The sequence below is a fragment of the Stenotrophomonas sp. YJH_SMC_81 genome (assembly GCF_059370875.1).
Genome location: NZ_JCAFUB010000013.1, coordinates 73,516 through 87,890 on the forward strand (window position 1 = coordinate 73,516; position 14,375 = coordinate 87,890).

Annotated in this window: 9 protein-coding genes and 1 riboswitch; of the genes, 5 read left to right on the forward strand and 4 right to left on the reverse strand. The window is 67.9% G+C overall.

Features of this window, described 5'->3' with window-relative positions:
• Positions 1–28: 28 nt before the first annotated feature.
• The gene (locus tag AC5P8U_RS18695; RefSeq protein WP_229298511.1) at positions 29–784 is read right to left on the reverse strand and encodes a lysozyme inhibitor LprI family protein; all 756 of its coding nucleotides are present in this window, start codon (positions 782–784) and stop codon (positions 29–31) included.
• Between the two features lie 292 nt (positions 785–1,076).
• Positions 1,077–2,522, reverse strand: a complete 1,446-nt coding sequence (gene ahcY, locus AC5P8U_RS18700) for an adenosylhomocysteinase (protein WP_072167863.1) — start codon at positions 2,520–2,522, stop codon at positions 1,077–1,079.
• 36 nt (positions 2,523–2,558) lie between these two features.
• Positions 2,559–2,642, reverse strand: a riboswitch (S-adenosyl-L-homocysteine riboswitch).
• Between the two features lie 120 nt (positions 2,643–2,762).
• Between ahcY and AC5P8U_RS18705 the strand changes: the two genes are divergently transcribed.
• Positions 2,763–5,279 (forward strand): S9 family peptidase, encoded by a 2,517-nt coding sequence (locus AC5P8U_RS18705; protein ID WP_439426595.1) that lies wholly within the window; start codon positions 2,763–2,765, stop codon positions 5,277–5,279.
• A 237-nt stretch (positions 5,280–5,516) separates the two neighbouring features.
• The gene (ppc, locus tag AC5P8U_RS18710) at positions 5,517–8,228 is read left to right on the forward strand and encodes a phosphoenolpyruvate carboxylase (RefSeq protein ID WP_088497856.1); all 2,712 of its coding nucleotides are present in this window, start codon (positions 5,517–5,519) and stop codon (positions 8,226–8,228) included.
• A gap of 88 nt (positions 8,229–8,316) precedes the next feature.
• Here ppc and AC5P8U_RS18715 read toward each other — a convergent pair whose 3' ends face one another.
• Both AC5P8U_RS18715 and metK read right to left on the reverse strand, forming a co-directional pair.
• Positions 8,317–8,823 (reverse strand): acyl-CoA thioesterase, encoded by a 507-nt coding sequence (locus tag AC5P8U_RS18715; RefSeq protein WP_005415314.1) that lies wholly within the window; start codon positions 8,821–8,823, stop codon positions 8,317–8,319.
• Positions 8,824–8,961: 138 nt separating this feature from the next.
• Positions 8,962–10,173, reverse strand: coding sequence for a methionine adenosyltransferase (metK, locus tag AC5P8U_RS18720; protein WP_005408103.1), 1,212 nt, complete (start codon positions 10,171–10,173; stop codon positions 8,962–8,964).
• Between the two features lie 337 nt (positions 10,174–10,510).
• Between metK and olsF the strand changes: the two genes are divergently transcribed.
• The 3 genes from olsF to AC5P8U_RS18735 all read left to right on the forward strand — a co-directional run bounded on the left by olsF (position 10,511) and on the right by AC5P8U_RS18735 (position 14,174).
• Positions 10,511–12,226: a bifunctional ornithine lipid synthase OlsF gene (olsF, locus tag AC5P8U_RS18725; protein WP_111007862.1), complete on the forward strand. Its 1,716-nt coding sequence runs from the start codon at positions 10,511–10,513 to the stop codon at positions 12,224–12,226.
• The gene (locus AC5P8U_RS18730; RefSeq protein ID WP_088497858.1) at positions 12,223–13,023 is read left to right on the forward strand and encodes a UDP-2,3-diacylglucosamine diphosphatase; all 801 of its coding nucleotides are present in this window, start codon (positions 12,223–12,225) and stop codon (positions 13,021–13,023) included. The genes olsF and AC5P8U_RS18730 overlap by 4 nt, the downstream gene beginning before the upstream one ends.
• A 119-nt stretch (positions 13,024–13,142) precedes the next feature.
• Positions 13,143–14,174 (forward strand): metal-dependent hydrolase, encoded by a 1,032-nt coding sequence (locus AC5P8U_RS18735; RefSeq protein ID WP_072167868.1) that lies wholly within the window; start codon positions 13,143–13,145, stop codon positions 14,172–14,174.
• The last annotated feature ends 201 nt before the right edge of the window (positions 14,175–14,375 follow it).

Below are 14,375 nucleotides of genomic sequence, written 5' to 3' on the forward strand. Positions count from 1 at the left end.
GTAAAGCGCCGGGCGTGCCCGGCGATTGTCAGCCGGCGCAGTGCTGCTGGGTGAAGCCGAGCAGCTGGCGGATGGCCTGGGTGCCGTAAGCAGCCGGCGCCGGTTCGAGGGCGAACTGGCCAACCATCTGGTTGCTGCACAGCTGCACGTTGCGCCTGCCGGCGGAGGTTTCCTGGGTGCAGTTGGCTGCGAGCAGGGCGTTGGGGCCGCCGCCCATGTTCGTGGCGGCCGTGCAGCCCAGCAGGCGGCCTTCCTGGCCGTTCTCACCCAGCAGCGTGTTGAAGTTCGCCAGCTGGCTGTTGGGATCGCGCAGCACCAGCAGGTCCACGCATTGCTGCTGGCCGTCAGGGGCTTCGCATGCATCCTGGTCGACCAGGCCGTCACGCGTGGCGGACAGCACCTTGAGGCGATCGGCGTACACCTGCTGCAGGCACTGTGCATCGGTGCACAGGTCGCGGGTGTGCTCCTGCCAGCGCTGCTGTTCGGCGTGCAGCTTGCTCTGCCCTGCTGCATCGAGCGTGGCCTGTGCGGCAGTGACCGCCTTGCCCACGTCCGCATCCAGGCCGGTCAGGGTCGGGTCCTTGCAGACCAGGGTCTGTGCCGGCGACGCTGCATCGGCGCAGCCAGCGCTCGTGTCGGCGACCGTGGCGGGCGCGTCGGCGGCCTTGCCTGCGGGGCTGGCCTGTCCGCTGGCCGCAGCCGGAGCCGTAGCGCCGGCTTCGCCGGCAGGTGGGGTGCAGGCGGCCAGCAGGGCCACCCAGCACAGGGGCATCAGGGGCTTCATGGCCCGGTTCAGTCGTTCACGGTTGCGCGGCATGTCCTGTCCTTTGGTGTCTGCGTCCCGGCGCATGGCCTGCCGTTGGCAGCCCACGCGGGCGTAAAGCCTAGCAAGCGGCTTCTTAGTGCTCCGTGACAGGGTGCGCGGATCGGTTGCCGGGTGCCGCAACGCAGAACGGGCGCCCGAAGGCGCCCGTCCTGTCTGCATCCGTTGCCGGGGTCAGAGCCCTTTCATGCGGAAAGGGATCCGACCCCGCGTACGCCGGTAGTGCCGGCCGCTGGCCGGTACCCCGCAGGCATCAGTAGCGGTAGTGGTCCGGCTTGAACGGGCCTTCCACCGGCACGCCGATGTAGTCGGCCTGTTCCTGGCTCAGGGTGGTCAGCTTCACGCCGATCTTTTCCAGGTGCAGGCGGGCCACTTCTTCGTCCAGCTTCTTCGGCAGCAGGTAGACCTTCTTCTCGTAGCTGTCCTTGTTCGCCCACAGGTCGATCTGTGCCAGGGTCTGGTTGGCGAAGCTGTTGGACATCACGAAGCTCGGGTGGCCGGTGGCGCAGCCCAGGTTCACCAGGCGGCCTTCGGCCAGCAGGAAGATCGCGTTGCCGTTCGGGAAGATGTACTTGTCCACCTGCGGCTTGATGTTGACATGCTTGATGCCCGGGTAGGACACCAGTGCATCGACCTGGATCTCGTTGTCGAAGTGGCCGATGTTGCAGACGATGGCCTGGTCCTTCATCGCGCTCAGGTGCTCGATGCGGATGATGTCGCGGTTGCCGGTGGTGGTGACATACAGGTCGGCACGGCCCAGGGTCGACTCGATGGTGTTGACTTCATAGCCTTCCATCGCCGCCTGCAGCGCGCAGATCGGGTCGATCTCGGTGACGATCACGCGCGCGCCGTAGGCACGCAGCGAGGCCGCGCAGCCCTTGCCGACGTCGCCGTAGCCGCAGACCACGGCCACCTTGCCGGCCAGCATCACGTCCATCGCGCGCTTCAGGCCGTCGGCCAGCGACTCGCGGCAGCCGTACAGGTTGTCGAACTTGCTCTTGGTGACCGAGTCGTTGACGTTGATCGCCGGGATCAGCAGGGTGCCGGCCTGCGCCAGCTGGTACAGGCGGTGCACACCGGTGGTGGTCTCTTCGGAGACGCCCTTCCAGTCCTTCACCACGCGGCCCCAGTAACCCGGGCGCTCCTTGGCCACGCGCTTGAGCAGGTTCTTGATGACCTGTTCTTCGTGCGAGGCAGAGGGGGTGTTGACCCAGTCGCTGCCGTTTTCCAGTTCGTAGCCCTTGTGGATCAGCAGGGTCACGTCACCGCCGTCGTCGACCACCAGTTCCGGGCCGGTCAGGGTGCCGTCGGCCAGGGTGAAGGTCAGCGCGTCCAGGGTGCAGTCCCAGTACTCTTCCAGGGTCTCGCCCTTCCAGGCGAACACCGGGGTGCCGGTGGCGGCGATGGCGGCAGCCGCGTGGTCCTGGGTCGAGAAGATGTTGCACGAGGCCCAGCGCACATCGGCGCCGATGTCCTTCAGGGTCTCGATCAGCACCGCGGTCTGGATGGTCATGTGCAGCGAGCCGGTCACGCGCACGCCCTTCAGCGGCAGTTCGGCCTGGTACTTGCGGCGGATCGACATCAGGCCCGGCATTTCGTGCTCGGCGATGTCCAGTTCCTTGCGGCCCCAGTCGGCCAGCGTGATATCGCGGATCTTGTAATCACCTTCGGTGGAGAAGGTCTTGGCAACAGCGTTCATTCGTGTGCTCCGGTTGTGGGCGAGCGGATGCTCGCATCTAGCCGGGCGCCGTTGTTACAAAGCCACCTTACCGAGCCTGGCCAGGCCTCGTGGGATCCGGTCGCAGCGCCCCTCGGCAGGGGAGAACCCCCATTATATCGCGGCCCCAGCGTGACATCGGCATGACCCAACCATCGGCAGATGGGGCCACGTGCACGGCCTGTTAAGGTCGGTGTTTTCACGCATCACACAGGTGGAACGATGAGCATGCACGCGCGCCGCACACGGCGCTGGACCGGCCTGGTCCTGTCGATGGGGCTGCTGGCGGTGGCCCCGCTGGCCTGGGCGGCCGCTTCGCAGCCCGTTGCCGCGCAGGCGCAGGGTGTCAACGGCTACGAACTGCCATCGGCCGCACTGCAGGCAGTGGTCGATGCCCCGCGCGCGCCGTCGCTGTTCCTGTCGCCGCGCCGCGACGTGGCCGCGATGATGCAGATGCCGTCGCTGCCGTCGATCCAGGTGGTGGCGCAGCCGGAACTGAAGCTGGCCGGCCTGCGCATCAACCCGCGCACGTTCTCCGACAGCCGCTTCAGCTTCGGCGAGAAGCTGTGGCTGATGAACGTGGCCGATGGCAAGGAGCGGCAGATCAGTGGCCTGCCGGCCACGCTGTCGATCGCCAGTGTGATGTGGTCGCCGGACCAGAAGTGGCTGGCGTTCAACCAGGTCGATGCCGCCAGTGGCGCCAATGAACTGTGGCTGGTGGATGTGGCCGGTGGCAGTGCCCGTCGCCTGGTTGCCGGCCTGAACACGGTGATCGGTAGCGGCTACCAGTGGCTGCCGGACAGCCGCGGGCTGGTGGTGTTCGCCCGCCCGGCCAACCTGGGGCCAGCCCCGGCCGCCGACGGCGTCCCGACCGGCCCTGCCGTGCAGCAGACCAGCCAGGGCGGCGGCGTGGTGTCGATCCGTACCTATCAGGACCTGCTGAAGAACGAAGCCGACGCTCGCCAGTTCGATTACTACGCTACTACCCAGCCGATGGAAGTCGGCCTGGATGGCAGTACCCGCGCGATCGGTGCGGCCGGCATCTTCATGGGCTTCTCGGTGTCGCCTGACGGCCGCTTCGTGCTGCGCCAGCCGGTGCAGCGTCCGTACTCCTACGTGGTGCCGGTAAGCAGTTTTCCGCGCCGCATTGAAGTAATCGACCGGGCCACCGGCAAGCTGGTGCATACCGTGGCGGTGCGCCCGCTGGTGGAAGGCCTGCCGACCGGCAATGATGCCGAAGTGACCGGCGTGCGCGACATCAGCTGGCGCGGTGATGCCGATGCCACCCTGGTCTGGGCCGAAGCGCAGGACGGTGGTGATCCGAACCAGGAGGCCAAGGTGCGCGATGCGGTGCTGATGCAGGCCGCGCCGTTCGACAAGCCGCCGGTCACCCTGGCCCAGCTTGGCAGCCGCCTGAGCGGCATCAACTGGGGCCGTGGCGACCTGGCCCTGCTGACCGAGTCGTGGTGGAAGACCCGCAGGACCAAGACTTGGCTGATCGCCCCGGACAACGCCGGTGTCGAGCCGCGCCTGCTGTGGGATCGTGACGCGCAGGACCGTTACGCCGATCCGGGGCGGCCGCTGCTGGCCAGCGATGAACGTGGTCGCTCGCTGCTGCAGACCAGCCCGGATGGCAGCAGCCTGTACCTGGCCGGCGCCGGTGCTTCGCCGGAGGGCGACCGCCCGTTCGTGGACCGCTTCGACATCGCCACGGGCAAGGCGACGCGTCTGTTCCATTCGCAGGCGCCGAGCTATTCGCTGCCGGTGGCATTGCTGGACAACCAGGGCAGTTCGCTGCTGCTGAGCCGCGAGAGCCCGGACGAACCGGCCAACTTCTACGTGCAGTCGCTGGCCGATGCCGGTGCCGCACCGCGCGCGCTGACCCGTTTCGCCCATCCGCTGCCGCAGCTGAAGGGCGTGCAGAAGGAGCAGATCCGCTACAAGCGCAAGGATGGGGTCGACCTGACCGCGACCCTGCTGCTGCCGCCGGGCTACGACCCCAAGCGCGACGGCCCGCGCCCGCTGCTGATGTGGGCCTACCCGGGCGAGTTCAAGAGCGCGGCCGCGGCCAGCCAGGTGACCGATTCGCCGTATCGCTTCAATGCGGTCAGCTACTGGGGCCCGCAGGCGTTCCTGGCCAAGGGCTATGTGGTGCTGGCCAGCCCGTCGATGCCAATCATCGGTGAGGGCGACAAGGAACCCAACGACACCTATATCGAACAGCTGGTGGCCAATGCGCAGGCGGCAGTGGATGAAGTGGTGCGGCGTGGTGTGACCGATCGCGAGCACATCGCCATCGGCGGCCATTCCTACGGTGCGTTCATGACCGCCAACCTGCTGGCGCACACCCGCCTGTTCAAGGCCGGCATCGCGCGCAGCGGTGCCTACAACCGCACGCTCACCCCGTTCGGTTTCCAGGCCGAGGAACGCAACTACTGGCAGGCGCAGGACGTCTACCAGAAGATGGCGCCGTTCAATTACGCCGACAGGATCAAGGATCCGATCCTGTTCATCCACGGCGTGGACGACAACAACTCCGGCACGTTCCCGATCCAGAGCGAGCGCATGTTCGCCGCGGTGAAGGGCCTGGGTGGCACCGCGCGGCTGGTGATGCTGCCCAACGAATCGCATGCCTACCGCGCACGCGAATCGATCATGACCATGCTGGCCGAGAGCGAGCGCTGGCTGGAGCAGACCATCGGCCCGGCCGAGCAGGGCAAGGCGAAGAAGAAGCGCTGATACCTGCATGAGGGCGGCCCCTGTAACAGGGGCCGCCTGTGCGGCTGCGGCGCGGCCCGAGCATGGGCTCGGGCGCTACACGGTGTCACGCGCCACGACGCTTGTAGAGCCGAGCTCATGCTCGGCTGCGTGCGTCATGGATACGTGCAGATGAAACCATTTTTGCGTCGCAGCACGCTGCCCGTTCTGGTTTAGGCTTGGGGTCTGGATCCGTTGACCGAGGCCTGTGCGTCGCCGATGAACGAGTACCGCAGCAGCATCGAGTTTGCTTCTCCCGATCTTCCGCTTCGCGATGACGTGCGCCGGCTCGGCGCACTGGTCGGTGACCTTCTGGTCGAGCAGGTATCGGCGGCCTTCCTCGACGAGGTCGAGGACGTGCGCACCCGCGCCATCGCCCGCCGCGAGAACCAGGCACCGCTGTCGGAGCTGGCCGAAGGGCTGGCCGGGCGCACGCCGCAGCAGGCCGAGACCATGGTGCGGGCCTTCAGCACCTACTTCCAGGTGGTCAACATTGCCGAGCGCGTGCATCGCATCCGCCGCCGCCGTGACTACCAGCGTGCCGGTACCGCAGGGGCGCAGCCTGACGGCCTGCAGGATGCGCTGCAGCAGCTGAAGGCGCAGGGCGTGACGCTGGACGAGCTGGCGCAATGGCTGCCGCGCATCGATATCGAACCGGTGTTTACCGCGCACCCGACCGAAGCGGTGCGCCGCGCGCTGCTGGAGAAAGAGCAGCTGATGGTGGCCAGCCTGGTCGACAACCTCGACGGCCAGCGCACGCCGGGGGAAGCGGCCGCCGATGCTGCGCGCTTCCGCATGGCGCTGACCGCGTCGTGGCAGACCACTGACTCTTCGCCGGTGCGGCCCACTGTCGATGACGAGCGCGAGCACGTCGGCTTCTATCTGGTGCAGGTGCTGTACCGCGTGATTCCGGTGCTGTACGAATCGCTGCAGCAGGCGCTGCGCGATACCTATGGTGAAGAGCTGCCACTGCCGCGCCTGCTGCGCTTCGGTACGTGGGTGGGCGGGGACATGGACGGCAACCCGAACGTGGATGCCCACACCATCTGCAGTACGCTGGATGCGCAGCGGCAGGCGGTACTGGCGCGCTACCAGAAGGAACTGCTGCAGCTGGCCAGCCTGCTCAGCCAGTCCACCGAGCGGGTGGGCGTGAGCGATGCGCTGCAGGCGCGCGTGGCGCACTACCAGCAGCTGCTGCCGCAGGTACAGTCGCGCCCGCGCCATGCCGACATGCCCTACCGCCTGCTCAACGATCGCATGCGCGCGCGCCTGCAGGCCACGCTGGAAGAGGGCGAGGGCGCTTACGCCGGCCCGGATGAACTGATCGACGACCTGCAGCTGATCCTCGACAGCCTGCGCGCGAACCGCGGCGAGCATGCCGGTGGCTTCGCCGTGCAGCGGCTGTTGTGGCGGGTGAAGACGTTCGGCTTCCATCTGGCGCGGTTGGACGTGCGCCAGGAATCGAGCGTGCATGCGCGCGCGCTGGCGGCGGTGCTGGGCGGCGACGCAGCGTGGGACGGCCTGGATGCATTGGGCCGCGCGCGCCTGCTGGCACCGCATGCCAGCGGTGAGGTGCCGTTGCCGGAAGGCGACGACGACGGCAACCGGCGGCTCGACGCCGTGTTCGCTGCATTGGCCGATGCCCGTGCGCGGCATGGCGGCGATGCACTGGGCAGTTACATCATCTCGATGGCGCACGACCGCAGCGACGTGCTGGCGGTGCTGGCGCTGGCGCGGCGTGGTGGCCTGGTCGATGCCGATGGCGGCGTGCCGCTCGATATCGCGCCGCTGTTTGAAACTGTGGACGACCTCAAGCGCGGTACCGCCACGCTGCGCGACCTGCTGGAGGATCCGGTGTACCGCGCGCACCTGCAGGCACGCGACGACGTGCAGATGGTGATGCTGGGCTATTCGGACAGCAGCAAGGACGGCGGCATCGCCGCCTCGCGCTGGGGCCTGCAGCGCGCGCAGGTGGAACTGCTGGAGGTGGCGGCCGAGGCCGGCATCCGATTGACCTTCTTCCATGGCCGGGGCGGCTCGATCAGCCGTGGCGGTGGCAAGACCACGCATGCGGTCGATGCGTCGCCGCGCGGCAGCATCGATGGCCGCCTGCGGGTGACCGAGCAGGGCGAGGTGATCCATCGCAAGTACGGCATCCGCGCGCTGGCCCTGCGCTCGCTGGAACAGGCCACCGGTGCAGTGCTGCGCGCCAGCCTGCGCCCGCGCGCCGCCGAGCCGCGCGAGGATGACTGGCGGCCGGTGATGGATGCGGTGGCTGCGGCCAGCAGCGAGGTGTATCGCGCGTTCGTCGGCCAGCCCGGTTTCATGGATTACTTCCGTACCGCCACGCCGATCGACGTGATCGAGCGGATGACGCTGGGTTCGCGGCCGTCGCGCCGGCTCGGCCAGGACGCAGCGCTGGGCAACCTGCGTGCGATTCCCTGGGTGTTCGCCTGGAGCCAGGCGCGTGCGGTGATTCCCGGCTGGTACGGCGTGGGCAGTGGCCTGCAGGCCGCGGTCGATGCCGGCCACGAACAGACCCTGCGCGATATGGCGCGGGACTGGCCGTTCTTCCGTACCTTCCTGGACGACATCGCGATGGTGCTGTCCAAGGGCGATATCACCATCGCCCAGCAGTTCTCGCTGTTGTCGGGTGAACTGCACGGGCGCTTCTTCCCGCAGGTGCAGCGCGAACTGGAGCTCACCCGGCGCTGGCTGCTGGCGTTGATGGACCAGAAGACGCTGCTGGACCACGACGCGCGGCTGGCGCTGTCGATCCGCCTGCGCAATCCCTACGTCGATCCGATCAGCGTGCTGCAGGTGGATCTGCTGCAGCGCTGGCGGGCCAGCGGGCGCGAGGATGACGATCTGCTGCGCGCGCTGGTGGCGTGCGTGAACGGCGTTTCGCAGGGCGTGCAGAACACAGGGTGACCTGGCGTTGGTAGTGCCGGCCGCTGGCCGGCAACCTCATGATGTTTGGCAGCACGCGCGAGGTTGCCGGCCAGCGGCCGGCACTACCTCATTCCTCCGGCGACGGCGGGTTCGACGCCAGCAGTTCCAGGTGGCGCTGTTCCATTTCCTGGCGCAGCTGGCGGCGGATCTGTGCTGCGGCCTGGCGGCGCTTTTCGTCGGACGTTGCCGGCTGCAAGGGCGGGACAGGCGTCGGCCGGCCTTCTTCATCCACTGCGACCATCGTGAAGAAGCAGCTGTTGGCGTGGCGCACGCTGCGCTTGAGGATGTCCTCGGCCACCACCTTGATGCCGATCTCCATCGATGAGGTGCCGGTGTAGTTCACCGAGGCCAGGAAGGTGACCAGCTCGCCGACCGCGATGGGCTGGCGGAACATCACCTGGTCCACCGACAGGGTGACCACGTAGCTGCCGGCATAGCGGCTGGCGCAGGCGTAGGCCACCTGGTCAAGCAGGCGCAGGATGGCGCCACCATGGACCTTGCCGGAGAAATTGGCCATCTCCGGCGACATCAGCACCGTCATGGACAGCTGGTGGGTTTTCAGTTCGGTCGACATGCGGCGATTGTATCGGCAACCGGTCGTGCCGGCCGCTGGCCGGCAACCACGCGGTTGTTTCCGGAGGCCATGAAAAAGCCGGCCAGCGGCCGGCTCTACCAGAAGCAGAAGGGCCGCGTGAGCGGCCCTTCGTGTTGCTTACTTCAGCTTCGCATCGGCGCGCAGGGCGGCGGCGCGGTCGGTCTTCTCCCAGGAGAAGGCCGTGGCGTTGACGGTCTCGCCTTCGCCGTTGAGGTAGCTGAACTCCTTCGGCTTGCGGCCGAAGTGGCCATAGGCCGCGGTCTGCTGGTACATCGGGTGGATCAGGTCCAGCATCTTGATGATGCCGTACGGGCGCAGGTCGAAGTGCTTGCGGATCAGCTTCTCGATCTTGTCGTCGCTGATCTTGCCGGTGCCGAAGGTGGTGACCGAGATCGAGGTCGGCTCAGCCACGCCGATGGCGTAGGAGACCTGCACTTCGCAACGGTCGGCCAGGCCGGCAGCAACCACGTTCTTGGCGACGTAGCGGGCCGCGTAGGCGGCCGAACGGTCGACCTTGGACGGGTCCTTGCCGGAGAACGCGCCACCACCGTGACGGGCCCAGCCGCCGTAGGTGTCGACGATGATCTTGCGGCCGGTCAGGCCGCAGTCGCCCACCGGGCCGCCGATCTCGAACTTGCCGGTCGGGTTGATGTGGAACTTGGTGCCCTTGTGCAGCCACTTGGCCGGCAGCACCGGCTTGATGATCTCTTCGCGGACGGCCTCGATGAGGTCCTTCTGCTTGATGCCCGGGGCGTGCTGGGTCGACAGGACCACGGCGTCGATGGCCGAGACCACGCCGTTTTCATAGCGCAGGGTGACCTGGCTCTTGGCGTCCGGGCGCAGCCACGACAGCGGCGAGTTCTTCTTCTTGCGGATCTTGGCCTGCTGCTCGACCAGGCGGTGCGACAGGTGGATCGCGGCCGGCATGTAGCTGTCGGTCTCGTTGGTGGCATAGCCGAACATCAGGCCCTGGTCGCCAGCGCCCATTTCTTCCGGCTTCTTGCGGTCCACGCCCTGGGCGATGTGCGGCGACTGCTTGCCGATCAGGTTCAGCACGCCGCAGGTGGCGCCGTCGAAGCCGACGTCGGAGCTGTCGTAACCGATGTCCGTGATGACCTTGCGGGTCAGCGCTTCCAGGTCGATCCAGGCGCTGGTGGTGATTTCACCGGCCACGATGGCAACGCCGGTCTTGACCATGGTCTCGCAGGCCACGCGGGCGCGCTGGTCCTGGGTCAGGATCGCGTCCAGCACCGCATCGGAGATCTGGTCGGCAACCTTGTCCGGATGGCCTTCGGAGACCGACTCGGAGGTGAAGAGATAGCTGGACATCAGGCGTAATATCCCTTGATTCGGATGGAAAGATGGGCGCGCATGATACACGGGGTGCGCCGCCTGTGCATTGTGAACCGGTACCGGTTGCCGGTGGTTAAGCCCGCGTAGGCCCGGCAGGGGCCGTCATGACGGGATTGGGGGCCAGCCTCGAGGCCCAGTGTTCCACCCGCGCGACAACAACAGACAGGGCTGCCCAACCCCCGACCGCGCAGGGCGCGACCCGGCCGTCAAGGGGGCCGGCCGTCATCGTTCTGCCCCGAAACCGCCATCTGGCTGCCGCCTGCCGGGCGCAGGCTGTCGGCCAATCCGGCCGCCGGGCATCAGTGGATCCGCCATGCAGGAACTCGAACAGCGTCTCCAGCAACGTTTCCCCGATTGGTTCCATGGCCGCCGTGGCCAGCTGGCACGGCCGCTGCTGCGCAGCGTCGGCCGCTGGTCGCGCCTGGACCAGATCGAAGCCTTCCTGCAGCGCAGCTCAGGCCTGCGCGGCTTCGGTTTCGTCGCCGCCGGCCTGGAGTTCATCGGCGGCCAGTACCAGGTGGATCCGGCCGCGCTGGCGAAGATTCCGGCCACCGGCCGCCTGCTGATTGTCGCCAACCACCCTTCCGGGGCGCTGGACGCATTGGCCTTGCTGGACGCAGTCGGCCGTATCCGCCGCGATGTGCGGATCGTGGCCAACGACCTGCTGGGGGCGATCGCGCCGCTGCAGGATCTGCTGTTGCCGGTGCGCATCCTGGGCGGCAAGGCGCAGCGCGGCAGCCTGCATGCGGTGGAGCAGGCGCTGGCCGCCGAGCAGTGCGTGATCGTGTTCCCGGCCGGCGAGGTATCGCGCCTCTCGCTGCGCGGCATCCGCGATGGCCGCTGGCAGCGCGGATTCGTCCGTTTTGCCCGCGCGGCCGGTGCACCGGTGCTGCCAGTGCGGGTGGAAGCGCGCAACTCGGCGCTGTTCTATGGCGCCTCGACCCTGTTCAAGCCGGCCGGTACCGCGTTGCTGGCACGCGAGATGTTCACCCGTCGTGGCCGCCCGCTGCGGCTGAGCATCGGCGAGCCGATGCGGCTGGGCGACGGCGGCGACCCGGGTGCCCAACTGCTGGCGGTACGTCGCGCACTCTATGCGCTGGGCCGCAATGGCGCGGCCGGCAATGCCGCTGCCTGCGCGGGCCCTGAGCCGCTGGCCGCCCCGGTGCCACCTTCGCAGGTCGCCGCTGGCATCGCTGCTGCCACCCAGCTGGGCCAGACCGCCGACGGCAAGCAGATCCTGCTGGCCACCTGCACTGCCGATTCGCCACTGCTGCTGGAACTGGGCCGCCTGCGCGAACTGACCTTCCGCCAGGTGGGTGAGGGCACCGGCCGCAGCCGTGACCTCGACAACTACGACCCGCAGTACGAGCACATCGTGATCTGGGACGCCGCCGCGCAGCGCATTGCTGGCGCGTACCGGATCATGCGTGGTGCCCACGCGTTGGCCCGGCACGGCCTGTCCGGGCTCTACAGCGCGTCGCTGTTCCGCTATTCCGACGATGCCATCACCCACATCGCCGAGGGCCTGGAACTGGGCCGCAGCTTCGTGGTGCCCGATTACTGGGGCAGCCGCAGCCTGGACTACCTGTGGCAGGGCATCGGTGCCTACCTGCAGTGCCGGCCGGGGATCCGCTACCTGTTCGGCGCGGTGTCGATCAGTGCGGCCTTGCCGCGCGATGCGCGCGAGCAGCTGGTGGCGTACTACCAGCGTTATTACAGCGGCACCGCCGGCATGGCCGAATCGAACCGGCCGTTCCAGTACTTCGCCGCACCGCCCAGTTTCGGTGAGCTGGATGCAGGCGCCGCGTTCGACGTGCTGAAGGCCAACCTGGCTGCACTCGGTACCGGCGTACCCACGCTGTATCGCCAGTACACCGATCTGTGCGAACCGGGCGGCGCGCGCTTCCTCGCCTTCGGGGTGGACCCGGACTTCAGCGATTCGATCGACGGCTTGATCGAGGTGGACCTGTGCGCGGTCCGGCCGAACAAGCGCAAACGTTACCTGCGCGACGCGGGGACGCCGGCATGAGCACGCTGGCGAACCTGTCGCCGAACCGGCGCGCGGTGTTCGTCTCCGATGTGCACCTGGGCTCGCGCCATTGCCATGCCACCGAGCTGGCGCGATTCCTCTCGCAGCTGCGCTGCGAACGGCTGTACCTGGTGGGCGACATCATCGACCTGTGGTGGATGGCGCACCGCCGTGCCACCTGGCGGCAGTCGCACAGCGAGGTCATCCAGGCGCTGCACGCGCTGCGCCGTGCCGGCACCGAGATCATCTACATTCCGGGCAACCACGACGCTTCGCTGCGCCAAGTCTGCGGTCTGATGCTGCCGGCGATGCAGGTGCGCCGCCGCGCCATCCACGTGACCGCCGATGGCCGCCGGCTGCTGGTCGCGCACGGCGACGAGTATGACGGCGTGACCCACTTCGGCGGCCTGCAGGAAAAATTCGGCGACTGGCTGTATTACCGCATCCTCACCGGCAACCAGGCCTTGAATGCAGTGCGGCGGCGGCTGGGCATGCGCTACTGGTCGCTGTCGGAGTTCCTGAAGAAGCGCAGTGGCGCCGCTGAACGCTACATCGAGCGTTTCGTGCAGGCCGGGCTGGACGACGTGCGCCGACGCGGCCTGGACGGCATCGTCTGCGGGCATATCCACCGCGCCGCGCTGATTGAACGCGATGGCCTGGTCTATGCCAATGACGGCGACTGGGTGGAGAGCCTGACCGCACTGGCCGAAGACCACGACGGCGCGCTGCGCCTGCTCGACCATAGCGGCCAGACTCTGCTGGAACTGCCCGGCGCGCGGTTGTCGCAGGCGGCATAGCCCGCGTCTGTCCCGCTGTAGAGCCGAGTCCATGCTCGGCTGCCGTTACGCGCAACGAAGAGCAGCCGAGCATGGGCTCGGCTCTACATACACCGCGCGCAAGCCGCTAGCATCGGCCCATGGATTCATTGACCCAGATCGTACTCGGCGGCGCCGTCGCCGCTGCCATCGCTCCGCCCGGCCATCGCCGCGCGGCCCTGCTGGCCGGTGCCGCGCTCGGCACCTTGCCGGACCTCGACGCCCTGTGGCTTGGCTTCACTGCGGCCGACCCGGTGGCGAACATGACCGAACACCGCAGCTTCAGCCATTCGCTGCTGGTGCTGCCCTGGGTGGCCGCACTGATCTGGTGGTTGTTCAAGCGCTTCGGCAACGGCCGCGTCGCGCAGTCACCGCTGCGCTGGTTCTGGGCGATCCAGCTGGCGCTGGTTACCCATCCCGTGCTGGATGCGTTCACCGTCTACGGTACCCAGTTGTGGTGGCCGCTGCGGCCACACCCAACCATGGGCTCCAGCGTCTTCATCATCGACCCCGGCTACACGGTGTGGCTGCTGCTGGGCTGCGTGCTGGCCTGGTTCGGTCGTGCGCGGCCCTGGGCGGGCAAGGTGCTGGGCGCGGCGTTGCTGCTCAGCAGTGGCTACCTGGGCTGGGGGCTGATCGCCAAGGCGCAGGTCGATCGGGCCGCGCAGCAGAGCCTGGCCGCGATGGGCCTGGGCGATGCGCCGCGCTTCTCGGTGCCGATGCCGTTCAACACCCTGCTGTGGCGGGTGGTGGCGATGACACCCAGCGGCTACGCGGTGGCTGACCGCTCGCTGCTGGCCGACCATGGGCCGATGCAGTTCGAGGGCCGTCCGTCCAACGTGCAGGCACTGCGCGAAGCGTCTGCAATTCCCGCCGTGCAGCGGCTGCAGTGGTTCAACCGAGGTTTCATGCGGGCGCAGGTGGTGGACGGCCGGCTGGTGCTGAGTGACCTGCGCATGGGGCTGGAGCCGGACTACACCTTCAACTTCGTGGTGGCTGAGCAGGCCGACGGGCAGTGGCGGCCGATAACGCCCGAGCAGGTGCGAGTGGATTACAGCAGCCCGGCCGCGCGCGCCGACGCAGGTCGCCGGCTGGCCGCGATGTGGCAGCGGATCTGGCATGCGCCCGAGTAGATCCACGCCATGCGCGGATGAAGGGACATCGGCGGTGGCAGCCACGCATGGCGTGGCTCCACTGCGTCGATCAGCGCCCGCAGCCGGTGCCGTTGAGTAGATCCACGCCATGCGTGGATGAAGGGACATCGGCGTTGGCAGCCACGCATGGCGTGGCTCTACTGCGTCGATCAGCGCCCGCAGCCGGTGCCGTTGAGTAGA

What these genes read in the sequence shown, in the direction of transcription:
- AC5P8U_RS18735 (WP_072167868.1), top strand. Translation starts at nt 13,143, where the DNA reads ATGGATTCATTGACCCAGATCGTACTCGGCGGCGCCGTCGCCGCTGCC.
- ppc (WP_088497856.1), top strand. Translation starts at nt 5,517, where the DNA reads ATGAACGAGTACCGCAGCAGCATCGAGTTTGCTTCTCCCGATCTTCCG.
- olsF (WP_111007862.1), top strand. Translation starts at nt 10,511, where the DNA reads ATGCAGGAACTCGAACAGCGTCTCCAGCAACGTTTCCCCGATTGGTTC.
- AC5P8U_RS18730 (WP_088497858.1), top strand. Translation starts at nt 12,223, where the DNA reads ATGAGCACGCTGGCGAACCTGTCGCCGAACCGGCGCGCGGTGTTCGTC.
- ahcY (WP_072167863.1), bottom strand. Translation starts at nt 2,522, where the DNA reads ATGAACGCTGTTGCCAAGACCTTCTCCACCGAAGGTGATTACAAGATC.
- AC5P8U_RS18695 (WP_229298511.1), bottom strand. Translation starts at nt 784, where the DNA reads ATGAAGCCCCTGATGCCCCTGTGCTGGGTGGCCCTGCTGGCCGCCTGC.
- AC5P8U_RS18715 (WP_005415314.1), bottom strand. Translation starts at nt 8,823, where the DNA reads ATGTCGACCGAACTGAAAACCCACCAGCTGTCCATGACGGTGCTGATG.
- metK (WP_005408103.1), bottom strand. Translation starts at nt 10,173, where the DNA reads ATGTCCAGCTATCTCTTCACCTCCGAGTCGGTCTCCGAAGGCCATCCG.
- AC5P8U_RS18705 (WP_439426595.1), top strand. Translation starts at nt 2,763, where the DNA reads ATGAGCATGCACGCGCGCCGCACACGGCGCTGGACCGGCCTGGTCCTG.